This window comes from Flavobacterium chungnamense (assembly GCF_039539165.1).
GTDB lineage: Bacteria > Bacteroidota > Bacteroidia > Flavobacteriales > Flavobacteriaceae > Flavobacterium > Flavobacterium chungnamense.
This window is the reverse complement of sequence record NZ_BAABCS010000031.1, coordinates 60,481-77,496: the sequence shown is the minus strand read 5'-3', so window position 1 is coordinate 77,496 and position 17,016 is coordinate 60,481. Positions and strand designations below refer to the sequence as shown.

Below are 17,016 nucleotides of genomic sequence, written 5' to 3'. Positions count from 1 at the left end.
ACTCCTATTTAACATGACTCCAGAACAACTAAAATTATTACAACAACTTGCAGAGTTGGGCGATGTTACTTATTTTAAAAGAAATAGAGAGACTATTGTTAAAGCAATTTCCAATATGGATATGAAAGCTCTTGAAGTGATTTTAGATGAAAGTATCACCTATCAAGATGTTTCAAAAAAAGTGTTTCTGATCAAATTAAACGAGTTGTTCAAGGACCTTAAAAAGACAGATGATTATTTGACTATCAATGATGGAAAATGCCAATCTGACGAATGTCCAAATAAAAATAAATGTGGGGTGTTGTTTAGTGGCAATAAATCAGGAAATAACTTTCCGTTAATTATCGAAAAAGACGAGAATAATAATATTAAAGACCTATATTATTGTAATGATTTTCATTGCGAATCAGATAGTGACGGACATAAAAAAGGGAAATCGCTATATTATAAAATTTATGAAGATGAAAAGGCCGATTTCATACCTAACGCTAACTTTGAATATATTAATTCCAAAGCAGTAAAAGCATTAAATGAAATTAAAGAATTTAGAGGAAAATCAATACCTAAAGAAGAACTGATAAAATGGGTCAACACCTATGCTAATTTTTTTAGTACCCTATTCATCTTTCATTTAAGATATAAAAATGAAGAACTTTTTTATCATTGTTATTCTAATTCAAAACAAATAGTTGACTTCATGCTTCTCGAACAAGAGGCCACCAGTGCTGTGGAATTATTTGACACATTAGTAATTGATAACGAAATGAATTTGCTGAAATGGCTTTCAGAAAATGAAAAGTTAAAAGCGGATATGATGCTTTTCATTTATTTCTTTATTAATGAAAAAACACCACAGTCCAAAATTATAGAAATTGATAAAAAACTAAACATTTCCATAAGCAGTGACTATTTTAAAAACTGCCTTCGGTTCAATCAAATCATAACAATCTATTATGACAAAATTTTAGCGAAATATAAGGTACACAACATTGATTATAATTTAACAACTGATGATGGTATAATAAATAATGAATCGTCGCTTAAATTTCATTTGGCTCAAAGAGGCGTTCATACTGATACTATAAAATATTCGTTTAATCCCGGGAAAAATTCATTTCTTTATGACGCACCCAATTTAGGTCAGTTAGAAAAAGGAGTATCTTATGGAGATAATAATGATGACCGAGATATTACTAAAAATGATACTGATAGTTTTGAGATAATTTAAGGTCAATACTGAAGTGTAAGATTTGTTCGCTTGTTGTGAATCAAAACAACATCAAAACCGATTAATCAAATTATCAATCTCATTTTTACCTTTGATTGTGTTAATCCATTCTTTTGAAATTGATTCATAACCATAGCACAATGCAGCTAATCCACCAGTAACTGCTCCAGTTGTATCGGTGTCTTTACCCAAATTAACAGCTTTTAAAACTGCTTCATCATAACTAGCTGTTGTCAACAAACACCAGATGCTAGCCTCTAATGTATGAATTACGTAACCACTACTTTGGATAGAATCTTCATCTAGTTCATGAATGTTTTCTTTTAGAAGTCTGTCAAAATGATGCGCTTCTTTCTTAAAATCAGTATTTGAATTAAAGAAATCCAAAACTTCATCTTTTAATTCTTCATAAATCTTGAACTTGTCTTTTCCGTTGATTAATTCTAATGCAAATTCCAAGTAATAAAAACATGCCATTACAGAACGTGGATGAGCATGAGTAATCGAAGATACTTCTTTCGTTAACATAAATCTATCTTCAATTGGTAGGTCTTTTAATAAAAGTACTAAAGGCAGTATTCTCATTAAAGAACCATTTCCATTATCACTCTCATTTTTCCCGCCAGCTTCAATGGGGTTAATTCCTTTTCCCAAATTACTAATAGCCAATCTAGTTGCATTTCCAATATCAAAAACTTCTCCTGTTGCGGTCCAATATGCTTTATACTTCCATGCAATAAACTTTTCAGCTAGTAACTTAATGTTATATCCTTCAGCTATTGTTTCTGCTAAACAAAAAGTCAACGAACTATCGTCTGACCATACACCATCTGCTTGGCCATGTACACCTCCAGATTGCATTTTTATTACTGGATTCTTCTTCAAGAAATCTCTGCTTTCAAACTCAACAGGAACACCCAATGCATCTCCAACGCAAACACCAAATAGAATGTCTTTGATATAATTTCTAGCTTTCATCTTTTTTTATGAGGTTTTCAAAAATAACATAAAAAATACAAGGCCAAGTAAACACATAAATAAATCCACCAAATTTGCTGTAGTACCTTTTTGTTCTTTCATCCAAGTCATCTTTTAAAAACCATAAAACTATCTCAAAAAGAACCGCAATTATGGTTCCTATGATAAAATACCATTTGATAAACTCCATTTGTTATTAATTTATTAGTTAGAATCTGACTACTCTTTCGTCAATTTTAATGATTTTTAAACTTTCATCATCTATTCCCTTTTTCATTGCTATAATTACTCTAATAAGATAACTTCCTGAAGTTATTTGGTGCCCTGATTTTAAAAAAACCTTACTGCCGCACATGCGAGAATAGCTCATATTGGTTGGTTCAATCTCATCAAAGTAAGCATAATTTAATTTTTGAGCTTCTACGATAATTAGTTCGCCAAAATTCAAGGTTTGTTTTGATTCAATTTTAAGCCAATAATTTTTATCAACTGAAAATTTAACCCCAAACAAATCATAACTCTTAATTGGTTTTTCTTGACCAAAACCAAAAAAGGTATTCAAAACAAACAACCCTAAAATAAATCTTTTCATATAAATAAGTTTTAAAACATAGTTAATCAATCGTCTTTGTCATTCGATACATAGTATCCTCAAAACCTTGTTGCTTAAAAAATCCATAAGCAATTTGATTTTTTACAAATACATTAAGCATCAGTTTTTTTACACTAAATTCTTTTGCCATTTTTTTGGCTTCCTCTATAAATAATTCACCAATACCTTGTTTTCTATACTGTTCTTCAATCATTATATCGCCAATAACACACAAGGGTTCAGAATTATACAACGGCATAGCGAATCTTTCAATATAAATGGTTGCATACCCAACTACAATTTCGTTGTCTAGAGCCACATAAACCTTCCTGTCTGAAAAGGCTACATCAATAGTTTCTGAGATGGTGGTTTCATATTCTTCAATCCACAAATCAGTATCTTCAAAAAATTCTGCATCCATTTCTTTATGGATTTCCATTAACGCTTTCCAATGTTCAACAATGGCTTGAACATGTTCGGGTCTGGCTTCTTCAATTGTTATCATAGTTTAAAGGTTTAAATAATTATACAATGCAATCGCTTCTTTTATTTTCGGATATAAGGTAAAATCTCGGTGTCGGTATTGGGTGATAACTTCAAACAAGCTTTCACCTGTAGGCAATAGAATCGTTTTAGCTTTTTCAAAAGCACTATGCCTTTTGATATTGATGGCTTTTCTAAATGCAACAGCTTCTTCAATGTTTGATTGGGTTAAGGAACAATACAATTGCTCCAACTGGAAATGGTACAATAGTTTACCAAAGGTATTTTCAAAATAGCATCCAGTCTTATTTGATGTGCGTAGAACTTTTAAAAGAGACAAGTTATCTTCATTCTCTTTAAAGAAACCATAGTAACTTACCAAATACAACAACTCGTTAAAAGAACCTTTATTGATTTGTGATAGATAACTTGTAAATTTGTGCTTGGGTAAATTAGTGGTGCCGTTTATAAATCGAACATAAAACAGCAAAGGTTTGTCATCTTGAACAACATACACCAAATGAACACTCTCAAAATCATCAGCTTCTATTTGTTGTTGTTTTTGATGTTGAGTGATAATAGGCGCAAAAAGATGACATGTCTCCTTTAAGCTTTTTGTTTCTTCTATTAAGGATTTTGAAATCATAGTATTGTAAATCGACTGCAATGTTAGATTACTACATTGTCAAAAAGTGTCAAAGTATAAAAGTAACTTTGCCAAAATAATCTTTAAATCTTCTACTATGAAAAATGAAAAACTTGTATTCAGCTATGTTGAAAAACCAAAACAAAAATTAAAATCTAATTTTAATGAAAGAAAACGTAAGAATCTAAATGGCTTTTCTGATTTTGAAGATTTTTACGGCTGGTTTGTTAGTCAAGATAAAAAATGCTATTATTGTGGCGTAAAAGAACATGAGGTTCAACAAATTGTGGTTCAAGGCCTACTGACTTCTAATAGATTTCCTTTAAACGGTAAAATAATGCAAGGAAGAAGCAGAGGAATGTGGTTGGAAGTGGATAGAATTCATCCTAAAGAAAAATACTCCAGAAACAATGCTGTTTTATGCTGTTACTTTTGTAATAATGATAAAAGTGATGTGTTTCATGGAATTGAATACAAAAAGTTTTTTCAGAATAGAGCTGGATATTTAAGAGAATTGATAAAAAAATGATATGAGAGAAGAATTAATTAATGAATTATACAATGTTTTAAATCAAAATTTAAATGTTTTGGGAGGTTATCGCTATTTAAATAATCCTATCCCAAATGATTTTAAGATTCCTGGTTTGTATTTCTTTTTTGATGAAAATATTGTTCTTGAAAATGGATTTTATAAAATTGTGAGGATAGGAATATCTAAAGTAAATGGGAAAACGAGATTAGTCTTTCACAGAAATGGAAATACATCTAATTCTGTTTTTAGTAAACATGTTTCTAATTCACTAAATAATTTTAATGGAGGTGTTAATCAAGAACAAATTCAAAATTATATTAGAGTATTGCCTTACTTGTTTATACCTGTTCAAAATCTATATGATTTAAAGGAATTAGAGGCAAGATTTATTGAATTAATTTCAAATAGCACTATCAATCCTCACATACATCCTGCTAACAATTATTGGTTGGGTTTTAATAATGATAATATTAATATTCAAAATTCACATTTATGGAATGATGACCATGTCAATAATTTTGAAAATAATCCTGTTATTTATCAAAATGCGATTAATATTTTAAATCAAATTATAGAAGAATTATAAATAACAATGTCTATACAACATAAATTTTATCAAACAAATTTCGGGAATGGATTTGAAACACATAATGCCATTCTTGATATAACGCCATACACTCCTGAAGTAATGATTGTTGGGACTTTTAATCCCAATACACCTAATGCTAACTTTGCTGATTTTTTTTATGGTAGGAACTATTTTTGGACAGGCTTTAAAAATTTATTTTTACACAATGGGGTTTTATTAGAAAATAGTAGAATGCCTCCTAACGGTAATCCTCCAGCAATACTTAACCCAACCTTACCAGAAATTTTTAATCTTTGTACTAAATTAAAATTAACATTCTCCGACTTAGTACTAGAAGTTTTACATAAAAATAATCCAAATTATCATTTACTTAATAATGATAATGTGATTTTTAATGGTTTAGAATATAATTTAATTCAAGACGGACAGAATAATGATGTTGGAGGTTTACAACAACTCAATCTAGTAGGACAAGTCAACTGGAATACAAAAAACATTATAAAATACTTATGTGAAAATCCCCAAATAAAAACAATTTACTTTACAAGACAACCAACAGGTATTTGGGCTGCCCAATGGAATTTGATTATTAATCACGAATGTATAGCAGGTAGACTAACGACTAATATTTTTACTCCTTCTGGACAAGGTTTAAGAGGAACACCAAGAATGAATGCATTACTTAAACATTGGGTTCATAATCGTAATCCTAACTTTGGTTGGCTTGATAATAATTGGCTTACAGCAAATGGTGTTAACCTTATTAATTTTTAAAAACCAATAACTTATTAGAAAACACCTAATTATTAATTTATCTAGCTAATAAAATAACATTAAATAAATAAAAAATATGAGCTTTTTAGTATAGATAATGTTTTAAAACCATTGTAAAACATTCATTTTTAAAAATATAAATAATTTTACTATCAATTCAACCGATCACACTTATCACCAAACCTTCCCAAGAAATAATCCATTTCATGGTTTTCCCAAACAGTGATTTCTACAATTAGGAAGTCACTGTTTTTTTCTTTTACCAATTGCGAAGGATGTATTTTTTTATTTTCCATAATGCCCATCGCCCAATCGGTAAATTTCAATCGGTAGGTTTTGAGTTTGTTGTTTTTCCAATCGTACCAAATTCCAAGGCAGTGCTTTAGCAATTCTTCCAATCGTGTGGCTTTATACAAAGTATCATAATCAAAGAAGATAGGGATATCTTCCTCTTGAAGTTCTTCAGTTTCTTTTATGGCTGGATATACTTTTTTCTCCACAAACCTGTCTATAGTATAGGTCTGTAACAAATTAGTAGGTTCGTAGGATTCGTCATCAATGGCGCTGCCTAATAAATAATAACGGTTGTCATAATAGCGTATCTGTAAAGGTGCTACTTGGCGCATCGCAACAACACCTTTCTTTTCATAAAGAAATCGTATGGCTTGCCCTTTTTTGATGTAATCTATAATTTGTCCAGAAAGCAGCAGCAATTGGTCTTGTTGGTTCAATGCAGGTTGTGCGTTGACAAAATAGGGATATACTTTTAAATCTTTCTCACTATATTCAAATTCATCCATTAAAGCCGATTTAAGCCATGTTACAGAACTCATAGCCTTTTCAGTATCTAGCAACCCAAGAAGCAAAGGAAAGGTCAGTTTTTCCTCTTCAGTAAGGGTTAAATTCTCAGGAAAGCCTTCCAATACAAAATAATTTCTCCCGTTGAACTTACGTGAATTGATTTGATAACCATTCTCTAACAAACTCTCTTTAGCTCTATCAAAGGTGCGTCTGGATATGGGTTCAAAACCATAGTCATTTTTTAGTATATCATTCAGAGAACTCATAAGTTCTTCCACAGAGAGCTTCTTTTCTCGCAGAAGTTTTACAATGATTTTTTTGTACAATCTTTTTTTACTGAAGTCTTCCATAGAATTTCCGTTTGAAGGGTAAAGATATAGAACTTTGCCAAAAGTTGCCAAATGCAAATCTAATTTTGCGCCATCAATCCAACCAATTAATTTTAAATTAATCCCTTGTCTATGTCTAATAATGAAAATCGTTTTTTTGAACAGTTAAAAAAAGTGGTCGTGATTTTAATAATTGTAGCAGTTATTTATACTTGGTTTTTGTGGTGTAAAGAAAAACCCATTCGGTTTTTATACTCAATAATCATTTTTATCGTTTTATATTTTTTATCGCAAGCCAATGTTCACCATAATCATATTTTATCCAACTAACTCCAATAACCTATGAAATCAGAAACAAACGAAACGCAAACATCAAAGTTCCCATTGCTTATTGACGATTTAACATTGTTTAATAGCACAAGTAGTTATGTTAGCCCTTATAGACTATTTTTTGCATACTCTAAAAGAATACCCAATATCATAACTATTGACGATTTGAATATTGAATCATTCAAAAAATGGTTTGAAAAAAAATACCAAAGCGATATTGTTGAGCAACATTATTCACATGATTTCAATATGACTAAAAAGGTTTTAGAAAATGCGCACCACAATTATCTATTGCAACAAGGTATACTTGTGAGTATTGAATATACCTCAGTTTATTTCTTCCATACTGAAGAGCAACTAGAATTGGTAAATGAGCTTTTTGAAGGAGCCAAAGACTTCTTGTATCTCCATAAGAAAACAACCGATATTTGCTTAATCTATAATCAAAACGGAGAGTTAAACACGCAACTCGTTGAAATCAAGAAACCAAAAATTGATTTCAATATTCATTACAATGAAGATTTCCATCCCATTCATAAAGAAATTGTAAAACAACTCAATAAAAAAGACACAAATGGTCTTTACCTTTTTCATGGACAACCAGGAACAGGTAAAAGCACATACATCAAATTCCTTATTCACCAACTAAAGAAAAAAGTAATCTTTATTTCTCCTAAGATGGCAGGTGAATTGGATAATTTGAACATGACCCCTTTCTTGTTGAATAATAAAAATGCTGTTTTTGTTATTGAAGATGCAGAAGAATTAATTACATCTCGTGAAGAGGTTAGAAACTCCAATCTATCTATGTTACTAAATTTAACAGATGGATTGCTTGGTGAAAGCCTTGGAATACAAATCATAGCTACGTTCAATACTGATGTCAAAAATATTGATAAAGCACTTTTAAGAAAAGGCAGACTTTCACAAATTTATGAGTTTAAAGCTTTGTCCATTGACAGAACCAACAAATTATTAAATACATTAGGTATTACAAAAATGGTTAATCAACCACTTCCTGTTACTGATATTTTTAACTTTGAAAAAGATAACCAATACAGACCTGTGCTTAAAAAAGCAGTTGGATTTGGAAATTAAAGCAGTCGCTATATCACTAACAGAATAAGATTATCTTACCTTTGATTTAACGAATTACAATTAAAAAGTCAGTAATGTCCAAACAATTCAAAACCATAAAACCAATTTCCGCCAAACAAAACCTATGGTCAACTTTGGATATACCAGTAGGAACAATACTTGAACAAATTCCTGATACTAAAAATCTAATTCATCCCATCAAGGGCATAGTAGTTGAGTATCGCAACCAAACCATTGGAATACCTTATGAATATCTTATTCCAAATTACGAGCATAAAACCACTATTTTATTGTTTCATGGTTTCAATAGCGCTCCCGAAAATAAACAAGCCGTAATCAATCAATGGCTAATAGATAATAATTTATCAGACTGCATTGATTTGATAGCGCCACAACTTAATTACAATCCCAATGAAGCCATAAAACAAATTGGCAGCATCATTCAAGAACACTATGGCAATATTATTGTAATAGGTACCTCTTTGGGAGGATTCTATGCTAATTATGTTCGTGCAATGAATCAAACAGACCAAATAAAAGTTCATGCCATTAACCCAAGTTGGTCACCAAGCCAATCACTTAAAAAAGAAGTCAATAAAGCACAAGTAAATTTAAAAACAAAAGATAATTGGATTTTTACGGATGCACATCTAAACTATTTAGCGCATTTTGAAAAATCTTGCAAAGTAGAATTAAAACACTACAATAGCACTAATTATACTTTGCATTTAGCTACTGCTGACGAATTATTAAGTTTTGATGATATGATTAGTTATATAAATGACAATAAGATTCCTAACAAGTTGAATTTTTATGACACCAATCATCGATTTGAAACTATTAATGAGTTGCTAGAAAATATAAAACATGAATTAATACCCTAATAATTATGAAAAGAGTTTACTTATTAGTTATCACATTATTTTTATTATCGCTTAACATGTCAGCCCAAAAAGTATATTCTGTTGAATATGCTAACCAAGCCAACGTAAAAGTATTTGTCGTTGATTATGAGAACCAAGCCGATTTAAAAGTCTTTAAAGTAAAATATCAAAATCAAGCAGTCAAAAATGAAGGCAGATGGTTTTTTACAGACTATGCGAACCAAGCTGATAAAAAAATATTTTTCGTTAAATATGCCAATCAAGCCGATTTGAAAATCTACTTCGTAAAGTATGCCAACCAAGCTGGGTGGATTAATCAATCTAAGTTACATTTAATGTACTAATATATTCAGCTTAAAACCTTGAAAAAGATTGTTATTCAATAATGGTTAAGTAGCCTCCTTCTCTGCAAAATAAAATACTAATAACCATTAAGTTTATCTTTTGCTCAGGATTCCCTATCTGGAAACAACGAAGATAATCTAATAGTTGACTGTTTGCCACAACCAACGTTGAACTTCTGAGTAGTCGAAGTGTATTAGCTTTATTGAATATCAAATTTGCTTTTCTTTTTTAAATGTAGAAGGTGCCATTCCTTTTTTATTGAAGAAAACTCTATTAAAATAGCTCAGAGTTTCAAAACCACATTCAAAAGATATTTGACTAATCGTTTTCTCTGATTGGATTAACATGCGGCAAGCTTCGTTTATTCTTAACTCATTTAAGTAATCAGAATAGGTTTTTCCAGTGGCCTTTTTGAAAAATTTACAGAAGTTACTTTCCGTCAAATAAATTAAGTCTGCTGCTTGTTTTAGAGAGATTTTATTATAAAAGTTGTTTTGTATAAACGAACAAACTTTATTAATCCGTAGCTCATTTTTTTTAGATACAACATTATGAAAAGCATTTGGTGCAATCAACCTTGCTTGCTTTTTTGACAGCACATCCAAAATCGAAATCAACTTTAATACTCTATCCACTCCTTTAGCTTCGGTCAAATCAGTAATTACTGAAACTAACGCTTCATCAATCTCAAAACTTATTCCTCTTTCAGAATGTTGCAACATGTCCTTAATCAATACACTTTCATTAAGTTCTATAAATGGTGATATAAATTCCTTAGAAAACTGAATTACTACAGCATCCGATTTTACGTCATCCTCTAATTTACCAGACCAAGTATGAGGCAAATTGCTTCCCAACAAAACTAAATCGCCATTGCTAAAATATTCATAGGAGTTCCCAACAATTCTGTAACCACTGCCCTTAACAATGTAAGTCAACTCAAATTCTGGATGATAATGCCATTTGAATTCAAAAAAGGGAACCTGAAAACGATAAGCATAAAAACTCGAAGTTCCTTTTTCTGATGGGATGTTCTCTAATGTAGCTTTCATATGAAAATATTTATTGTTTTTAAAGGTCATATGTTATCGCTTTATTTTCATTGGTGTTTGCAAGCAAACGAGTTTGTTTATGGCGATTTCATAATATATTATAAACTTTAAAATATATAATCATTCAAAAATAATTCAATATAGTGTCATAATTAAACAAATTAATGTTAAATCTTACCAAAACGAATGAATAGTTTTGAAATTCCTAAAATAGAATGTTCCATTTTAATTTACTTTAATTTAATAATTAGAATATGCAAACACTACCAAAATCAATATCAGAATTTCTTGAAACGCCTTATTCCCTTTCGCAAGAACAAATTGATTTCTATCAAAAAAATAGATATATCAAATTGAAGGAAGTTCTAAATCTAGAAACAGTTCTATTCTTTAACGCTGCTATTACAAAACAAGTAAACGCAATGAATCAAGAGCAAACAGCTCTTGAGGATAGAACAACGTATGGAAAAGCATTTCTGCAATTATTCAATTTATGGTTGGAAAACGATGTTGTAAAAGAATTAATTTTTAGTAAACGAATAGCAAAAATCGCATCCGATTTAATGGAAGTAAACGGAGTTCGTTTATACCATGACCAAGCTTTGTTCAAAGAAGGTGGCGGAGGAATTACTCCTTGGCATGCCGATCAATATTATTGGCCATTAGAAACTGATAAAACGGTTACTGCATGGATGCCGTTACAAGCAACACCTCTAGAAATGGGTCCATTAGAATTTAGTGCCGGAAGCCATACTATAGTAGAAGGACGCGAATTGGAAATTGGAGACGAAAGCGAAGAAGTAATCCAAAAAAAATTACGAGTTACTGATTTCAAACATGTGATTGAACCTTTTGATGTTGGTGAGATTAGCTTTCATTCGGGTTGGGTGTTTCATCGTGCTGGTGCTAATGTAACAGACGAAATGCGAAAAGTTATGACCATCATTTATATGGACAAAGACATGCTATTGAAAAATCCTGAAAATAAAAACCAAATACACGATTGGAATACTTGGTGTCCGGGTGCAAAAATTGGAGAAATCATCAACTCTCCAATTAATCCAATTCTATATTCAAACTAATATGGATGTAAAATATACCTGTACCTATTGGGGTTGTGAGCATCAATCGGCAAAAGAATTTCTATCCAATGTTGTGAACAATGGTTATGAAGGTGTGGAAATCAATTTTCCTGATAATGCAAATTTCATAACTGAATTTATGGAAGAGTTGGAAAATATTAGAAATACCATTAATCCTAATTTTATTTTTATTGCGCAACAAGTCTTGTCCAATAAAAACGAAACGGTCGAAGAATACATTGAAAGAATTACAAAACGATTGGAGTTTTTAATCACTTTAAATCCCAATTACATTAACTCTCATACAGGAAAAGATTTTTATGATTTCAGCAATAATTGTAAAATAATTGAAATCACAGAACATATTGCTCGAAATTCAGGAATTCCTATTTGGCATGAAATTCATCGCGGCCGATTTTCATTTCATTTAAAAACGCTTTTAAAGTATATTGATATCTACCCCAAATTAAAACTAATTGCTGATTTCTCTCATTTCTGTGTGGTTTCAGAAAGTAATTTGGAAGACCAAAAAGAGTTATTATCCAAAATTTATCCCAATATAAAACACATTCATGCTCGTGTTGGCTTTGAGCAAAGTCCGCAAGTGAACCATCCTTTCGCACCAGAATGGAATTCTCATTTAGAACGGTATTTAAGTTGGTGGAAAGAAATTATCGAAATTCAAAAGAAAAGAAACTATTCTCAAATAAACATTACACCCGAATTTGGACCATTTCCTTATATGCCTCAAGAGCCTTTCACAAAGAAACCGCTTTCGAATCAATGGGAAATCAATCTTGAAATGAAACACTATTTACAACAAAACCTTATAACCAATGGATAAAAACAACAAAAACTATATTCTTTTTATTGCTTTGAGTGCTGCGCTTGGTGGCTTATTATTTGGCTATGACACGGCCGTAATTTCTGGAGCTATTGGTAATCTAACCGAATATTTCCATTTGACTCCTGTTGAAACTGGCTGGGCTATTTCAAGTGCGTTGGTTGGCTGTTTAATTGGAGCCTTTTTCTCTGATTATTTGAGTAACCGATTGGGACGAAGAGCCACAATGCTAATTACAGCAATTCTCTTTATTCTAAATTCTATTGGAACGGCGCTACCCAATTCATTCACCATGTTTGTGCTATTTCGCATTGTGGGCGGCATTGGTGTGGGTATAGCTTCTATGGTTGTACCGATGTATATAGCCGAAATTGCTCCTCCAAAAAGACGTGGTGCTTTGGTAGGAAACTATCAATTAGCCATCGTTATTGGTATTGTTGTGGTTTATTTTGTGAATTACTTTATTGCTTTACAAGGTGATGCCCATTGGAATTTGAACATTGGATGGCGTTGGATGTTTGGTTCCGAAATCATTCCTTCTATCCTATTTCTAATTTTTATATTTCTAATTCCAGAAAGTCCTAGATGGTTATTTCAAAAAGGAGAAACCGCAAAAGCAATTACTGTTTTAGAAAAACTAAATGCTCCAGAAGATGCTGTCTTAGTTCAAACAGAAATTGAAAGTTCATTACACCAAGAAGATAAAAATCAGTGGAAGCATTTAGTAAATCCTATAGTCAAAAAAGCGCTTTTTGTAGGTATCGGACTTTCCATTTTACAGCAATTAACAGGTATCAACGCCATTTTATACTATGCTCCTGAAATTTTTAAGAGCTTAGGAAGTTCAACCGATGTTTCGCTACTGGAAACCAGTATTCTTGGAGTAGTAAACTTAATTTTCACCTTATTAGCTATCAAATGGGTAGATAAAATGGGAAGAAAACCATTGCTCTATATAGGCTCTATCGGAATGACTATTGCATTAGCAGCTGTTGGATTATTTATTTACTATGATGCTGTTGGTAATTGGGTTTTACCTTTTCTATTACTATTTATGGCTTCCTTTAGTATTTCTTGGGGACCAATTGTTTGGGTGTTATTATCTGAAATTTTTCCAAATAAGATAAGAAGTTTAGCCTTGGCGATTAGTGTTTTTATTCAATGGGTAGCCAATTTTGTGGTAACACAAGTTTTTCCAAGTTTGATTGAAAACCAATGGTTGAAAGATAATTTTAATGGTGCTTTTCCGTTTTATTTATTTTCTGTAATTTGCTTATTTTCACTATTTTTTGTTTGGAAAAAAGTACCTGAAACCAAAAATAAAAGTCTAGAACAAATGGATGCCTTATGGAAATAAGAAAAACACTCTTTAGCGGATTAGTATTGATTTGTTTTTGGAGTACAAATGCCCAAAACAATGCCAAATTTGTAAATACCTTTATTGGTACGGATGGCACAGGACATACATTTCCCGGACCTTCAATGCCTTTTGGAATGGTGCAACCCGGACCTGATAACAATATCGCTGGTTGGAATCATACGAGTGGTTATCAATACAAAGACACTTTGCTTTTGGGGTTTTCACAAACGCGTTTCAGCGGAACAGGAATTGGTGAAATGGGTAACATTTTGTTGCTTCCATTCCATGAAAAAAAGTCAAAACTTAAAAATAGTTATCATAAAAATTCTGAAAAAGCTAGTGTTGGCTATTATTCATTGCTCAAAAAAGATGATATCAGAGTAGAATTAAGCTGTTCAGAACGTGTAGCTTTTCATAAATATACTTACCCAAGTAAAAACGCAAAATTGTTAGTAGATTTCCAACATGGATTTCAATTTCTAAACGATAGTTTGGTTTTGGAAAGCGACATCATAATCGAAAACAATAGCACTATTTCTGGGTATTGCAAAACCAAAGGTTGGGTAACTAAAAAGTATTTCTTTACTATTAATTTTCAAACGCCATTTGTAGCATCAAAAGAACTTCCGAAAGAGAAAAAACAAAATGCACCCAAATACATCTTGGATTTTAATTTGTCAAAAAATAGAATTTTGCAGCTAAAAATTGCTTTATCAACGGTAAGTGTTACTGGAGCAAAACAAAATTTGAAGTCTGAAATTCCGCATTGGAGCTTTGAAAAAATAAAGCAAAATGCCGAAAAAGTTTGGAACGACTATCTCAATCGAATTGACATTGAAGCACCACAAAAACAAAAAGAAATCTTCTACACTTCGCTGTATCATTTGCTTTTACAACCTTCCAATATTGCTGATGTAGATGGTAACTATCGCGGTGCTGATGATAAGATTGCATTAGCATCAAATAAAGCCTACTACTCTACTCTATCCATTTGGGATATTTATAGAGGTGCGTTTCCGTTGCTTCAAATTATTGCACCCGAAAAAATTGATGGCATTGTAAATACCTTGCTTTTGCATCACAAAGCTGCTGGATTTTTACCCATTTGGACGGCTTGGGGACAAGACAATTATTGTATGATTGGCAATCATGCTATTCCTATGATTTTATCGGCTTATACTAACGGATTTGATGGTTTTGATAAAGACGAAGCGCTCAAAGCCATGATTGAAACTTCAACTAAAAGTCACATTAATTCCGATTGGGAATTGTATAATCAATACGGTTATTATCCTTTTGATAAATTAGATAATGAAGCGGTTTCAAGGACTTTAGAAAGTGGTTATGACGATTGGTGTGTGGCGCAAATGGCTGAAAATTTAAACAATAAAATAAATCAAGTTACCTTTCAAAAAAGAGCCAATTATTATAAAAACCTTTTTGATACTGAAACAAAGTTATTTAGAGGTAAAGAGACCAATGACAATTGGAGAACGCCATTTGATCCATTAACAGCTACTTCGCCTATGAATAACCCTGGCGATTATACCGAAGCCAATGCCTGGCAGTATTTTTGGACTCCAGCACAATACGACATCGATGGTATGAAAAATCTATTGGGCGGAAAAAAGGAATTCACAAAAAAACTGAATGATTTCTTTACTATTGAAAGTTTAAATCCAAACAAATTTTTAGGTCAGGAAGCGATGATTGGTCAGTATGCTCATGGTAACGAACCGAGCCATCACATTGTATATTTATATGCTTTTTCGGAAACCCCAAAATTCGGTCAAAAATACATTCATAAAATCATAAACGAATTTCACAACAACACGCCTGATGGCATGATTGGAAATGACGATTGCGGACAAATGTCGGCTTGGTATATTTTGTCTACGCTAGGTTTTTATCCTGTAAATCCTGCCAATGGTGAATTTGTTCTTGGTGCTCCACAAGTTAAGAAAGCAACTTTGCATTTAAAAAACAACAAAACTTTTACCATTGAACCAACTAACTTCTCTAACGATAATATATATCAAGAAAACGCCCAACTGAATAAAACATCACTATCAAAACCATTCATAACCTATTCAGAAATTATGTATGGTGGCATTCTTAATTTTGAAATGACAAGTAAATAAAACATGAATAAAAATTTAAAAATAATAATTTTCTATTTGCTAATAGCATCTAGTAACATTTCTGCACAAATTCCAAAAGTTACAAATGGATCTATACAACGTTTTGAAAACTTTAAATCACAATATGTTGATGCGCATAACATCGATGTTTGGCTTCCTGATGGTTATTCAGATCAAGAAAAATATGCAGTTTTGTATATGCACGATGGTAATATGCTTTACGATGCTCAAATTACATGGAATAAACAGAGCTGGGAAGTTGATGAAGTTGCAGGAAGGTTAATTGCTGATTCAAAAACCCAAAAATTTATTGTTGTTGGCATTTGGAACAATAATGAATATCGACATTCTGAGTATTTTCCTCAAAAAATAATTAAAGATATTCCTGAAGCAACTAGAAAAATTATTGTTGAAGAACAACTACTAAATAAGCCACAAGCCGACAACTATTTGAAGTTTATAGTCAAAGAATTAAAACCATTTATTGATAAAAAATTTTCAACAAAAAAAAACCAGAAAAATACCTTTATTGCTGGTTCTAGTATGGGCGGTTTAATTTCGTTATATGCTATTTGCGAATATCCAAAAGTTTTTGGTGGTGCAGCGTGCTTGTCAACACATACACCGATGATTATGAAAGAAAAAATTTCACAATATACAGATATTGATGTAGCATCAAAGTTTAGAGAATATCTCATAATAAATCTTCCAAATCCAAAAAAACACAAAATATATTTCGATTATGGAGACCAAACACTAGACAGCTTTTACAAACCATTTCAAGAAAAAATTGATTTGATTATGATTGAAAAAGGATACACTTCAAAAAATTGGTTAACTAAATTTTTCCCTGGAAAAGATCATTCCGAGAAAGCATGGCATGAAAGGTTGGATATTCCATTATTGTTTCTATTAAAAAAATAAACGT

At 31.5% G+C, this 17,016-nt stretch carries 19 protein-coding genes; 12 read left to right on the top strand and 7 right to left on the bottom strand.

Annotated elements, in window-relative coordinates; genetic code table 11:
• Positions 1-13: 13 nt before the first annotated feature.
• Entirely contained in the window at positions 14-1,228 is a 1,215-nt protein-coding gene (locus ABD771_RS14180) for a hypothetical protein (protein WP_345095748.1), read from the top strand.
• 51 nt (positions 1,229-1,279) lie between these two features.
• Here the strand turns inward: ABD771_RS14180 and ABD771_RS14175 are convergent, their stop codons facing one another.
• The 5 genes from ABD771_RS14175 to ABD771_RS14155 are packed head-to-tail and all read right to left on the bottom strand — an operon-like array spanning position 1,280 to position 3,927.
• Entirely contained in the window at positions 1,280-2,206 is a 927-nt protein-coding gene (locus tag ABD771_RS14175; RefSeq protein WP_345095746.1) for an ADP-ribosylglycohydrolase family protein, read from the bottom strand.
• The gene (locus ABD771_RS14170; RefSeq protein ID WP_345095744.1) at positions 2,196-2,396 is read right to left on the bottom strand and encodes a hypothetical protein; all 201 of its coding nucleotides are present in this window, start codon (positions 2,394-2,396) and stop codon (positions 2,196-2,198) included. The genes ABD771_RS14175 and ABD771_RS14170 overlap by 11 nt, the downstream gene beginning before the upstream one ends.
• 18 nt (positions 2,397-2,414) lie before the next feature.
• Positions 2,415-2,798: a hypothetical protein gene (locus tag ABD771_RS14165; protein ID WP_345095742.1), complete on the bottom strand. Its 384-nt coding sequence runs from the start codon at positions 2,796-2,798 to the stop codon at positions 2,415-2,417.
• A 22-nt stretch (positions 2,799-2,820) separates the two neighbouring features.
• The gene (locus ABD771_RS14160; RefSeq protein WP_345095740.1) at positions 2,821-3,303 is read right to left on the bottom strand and encodes a GNAT family N-acetyltransferase; all 483 of its coding nucleotides are present in this window, start codon (positions 3,301-3,303) and stop codon (positions 2,821-2,823) included.
• 3 nt (positions 3,304-3,306) lie between these two features.
• Positions 3,307-3,927: a hypothetical protein gene (locus ABD771_RS14155; RefSeq protein WP_345095738.1), complete on the bottom strand. Its 621-nt coding sequence runs from the start codon at positions 3,925-3,927 to the stop codon at positions 3,307-3,309.
• A gap of 97 nt (positions 3,928-4,024) precedes the next feature.
• Between ABD771_RS14155 and ABD771_RS14150 the strand changes: the two genes are divergently transcribed.
• Genes ABD771_RS14150 through ABD771_RS14140 form a run of 3 tightly spaced genes read left to right on the top strand, consistent with a single transcriptional unit; the run spans position 4,025 to position 5,822 of the window.
• Positions 4,025-4,456, top strand: a complete 432-nt coding sequence (locus ABD771_RS14150) for a hypothetical protein (protein ID WP_345095736.1) — start codon at positions 4,025-4,027, stop codon at positions 4,454-4,456.
• A 1-nt stretch (position 4,457) separates the two neighbouring features.
• Positions 4,458-5,045: a GIY-YIG domain-containing protein gene (locus tag ABD771_RS14145; RefSeq protein ID WP_345095734.1), complete on the top strand. Its 588-nt coding sequence runs from the start codon at positions 4,458-4,460 to the stop codon at positions 5,043-5,045.
• Between the two features lie 6 nt (positions 5,046-5,051).
• Positions 5,052-5,822, top strand: coding sequence for a hypothetical protein (locus tag ABD771_RS14140; protein WP_345095732.1), 771 nt, complete (start codon positions 5,052-5,054; stop codon positions 5,820-5,822).
• Positions 5,823-5,974: 152 nt separating this feature from the next.
• On the opposite strand, the gene ABD771_RS14135 is transcribed toward ABD771_RS14140, so the two are convergent.
• Positions 5,975-6,973 (bottom strand): helix-turn-helix transcriptional regulator, encoded by a 999-nt coding sequence (locus tag ABD771_RS14135; protein ID WP_345095730.1) that lies wholly within the window; start codon positions 6,971-6,973, stop codon positions 5,975-5,977.
• 321 nt (positions 6,974-7,294) lie between these two features.
• On the opposite strand from ABD771_RS14135, the gene ABD771_RS14130 reads away from it, so the two are divergent.
• The 3 genes from ABD771_RS14130 to ABD771_RS14120 all read left to right on the top strand — a co-directional run bounded on the left by ABD771_RS14130 (position 7,295) and on the right by ABD771_RS14120 (position 9,608).
• Positions 7,295-8,380: an AAA family ATPase gene (locus ABD771_RS14130; RefSeq protein ID WP_345095728.1), complete on the top strand. Its 1,086-nt coding sequence runs from the start codon at positions 7,295-7,297 to the stop codon at positions 8,378-8,380.
• A 74-nt stretch (positions 8,381-8,454) separates the two neighbouring features.
• Positions 8,455-9,264, top strand: a complete 810-nt coding sequence (locus ABD771_RS14125) for a YqiA/YcfP family alpha/beta fold hydrolase (RefSeq protein WP_345095726.1) — start codon at positions 8,455-8,457, stop codon at positions 9,262-9,264.
• Between the two features lie 5 nt (positions 9,265-9,269).
• Complete coding sequence (locus ABD771_RS14120; RefSeq protein WP_345095724.1) at positions 9,270-9,608, top strand: 7(1) septoil knot domain-containing protein; 339 nt, start codon at positions 9,270-9,272, stop codon at positions 9,606-9,608.
• A gap of 210 nt (positions 9,609-9,818) precedes the next feature.
• Here the strand turns inward: ABD771_RS14120 and ABD771_RS14115 are convergent, their stop codons facing one another.
• Positions 9,819-10,661 carry an AraC family transcriptional regulator gene (locus tag ABD771_RS14115; protein WP_345095722.1) on the bottom strand — a complete coding sequence of 281 codons (843 nt, stop codon included), beginning with the start codon at positions 10,659-10,661 and terminating at the stop codon, positions 9,819-9,821.
• A 254-nt stretch (positions 10,662-10,915) separates the two neighbouring features.
• On the opposite strand from ABD771_RS14115, the gene ABD771_RS14110 reads away from it, so the two are divergent.
• Genes ABD771_RS14110 through ABD771_RS14090 form a run of 5 tightly spaced genes read left to right on the top strand, consistent with a single transcriptional unit; the run spans position 10,916 to position 17,012 of the window.
• Positions 10,916-11,743, top strand: coding sequence for a phytanoyl-CoA dioxygenase family protein (locus ABD771_RS14110; protein WP_345095720.1), 828 nt, complete (start codon positions 10,916-10,918; stop codon positions 11,741-11,743).
• Complete coding sequence (locus ABD771_RS14105) at positions 11,694-12,587, top strand: TIM barrel protein (protein WP_345095718.1); 894 nt, start codon at positions 11,694-11,696, stop codon at positions 12,585-12,587. The genes ABD771_RS14110 and ABD771_RS14105 overlap by 50 nt, the downstream gene beginning before the upstream one ends.
• Positions 12,580-13,944: a sugar porter family MFS transporter gene (locus tag ABD771_RS14100; RefSeq protein WP_345095715.1), complete on the top strand. Its 1,365-nt coding sequence runs from the start codon at positions 12,580-12,582 to the stop codon at positions 13,942-13,944. Before ABD771_RS14105 ends, ABD771_RS14100 begins: the two co-directional genes overlap by 8 nt.
• The gene (locus ABD771_RS14095) at positions 13,935-16,088 is read left to right on the top strand and encodes a GH92 family glycosyl hydrolase (RefSeq protein WP_345095713.1); all 2,154 of its coding nucleotides are present in this window, start codon (positions 13,935-13,937) and stop codon (positions 16,086-16,088) included. The genes ABD771_RS14100 and ABD771_RS14095 overlap by 10 nt, the downstream gene beginning before the upstream one ends.
• 3 nt (positions 16,089-16,091) lie before the next feature.
• A complete protein-coding gene (locus ABD771_RS14090; RefSeq protein WP_345095710.1) occupies positions 16,092-17,012 on the top strand; it encodes an alpha/beta hydrolase in 921 nt (306 codons plus the stop codon).
• The last annotated feature ends 4 nt before the right edge of the window (positions 17,013-17,016 follow it).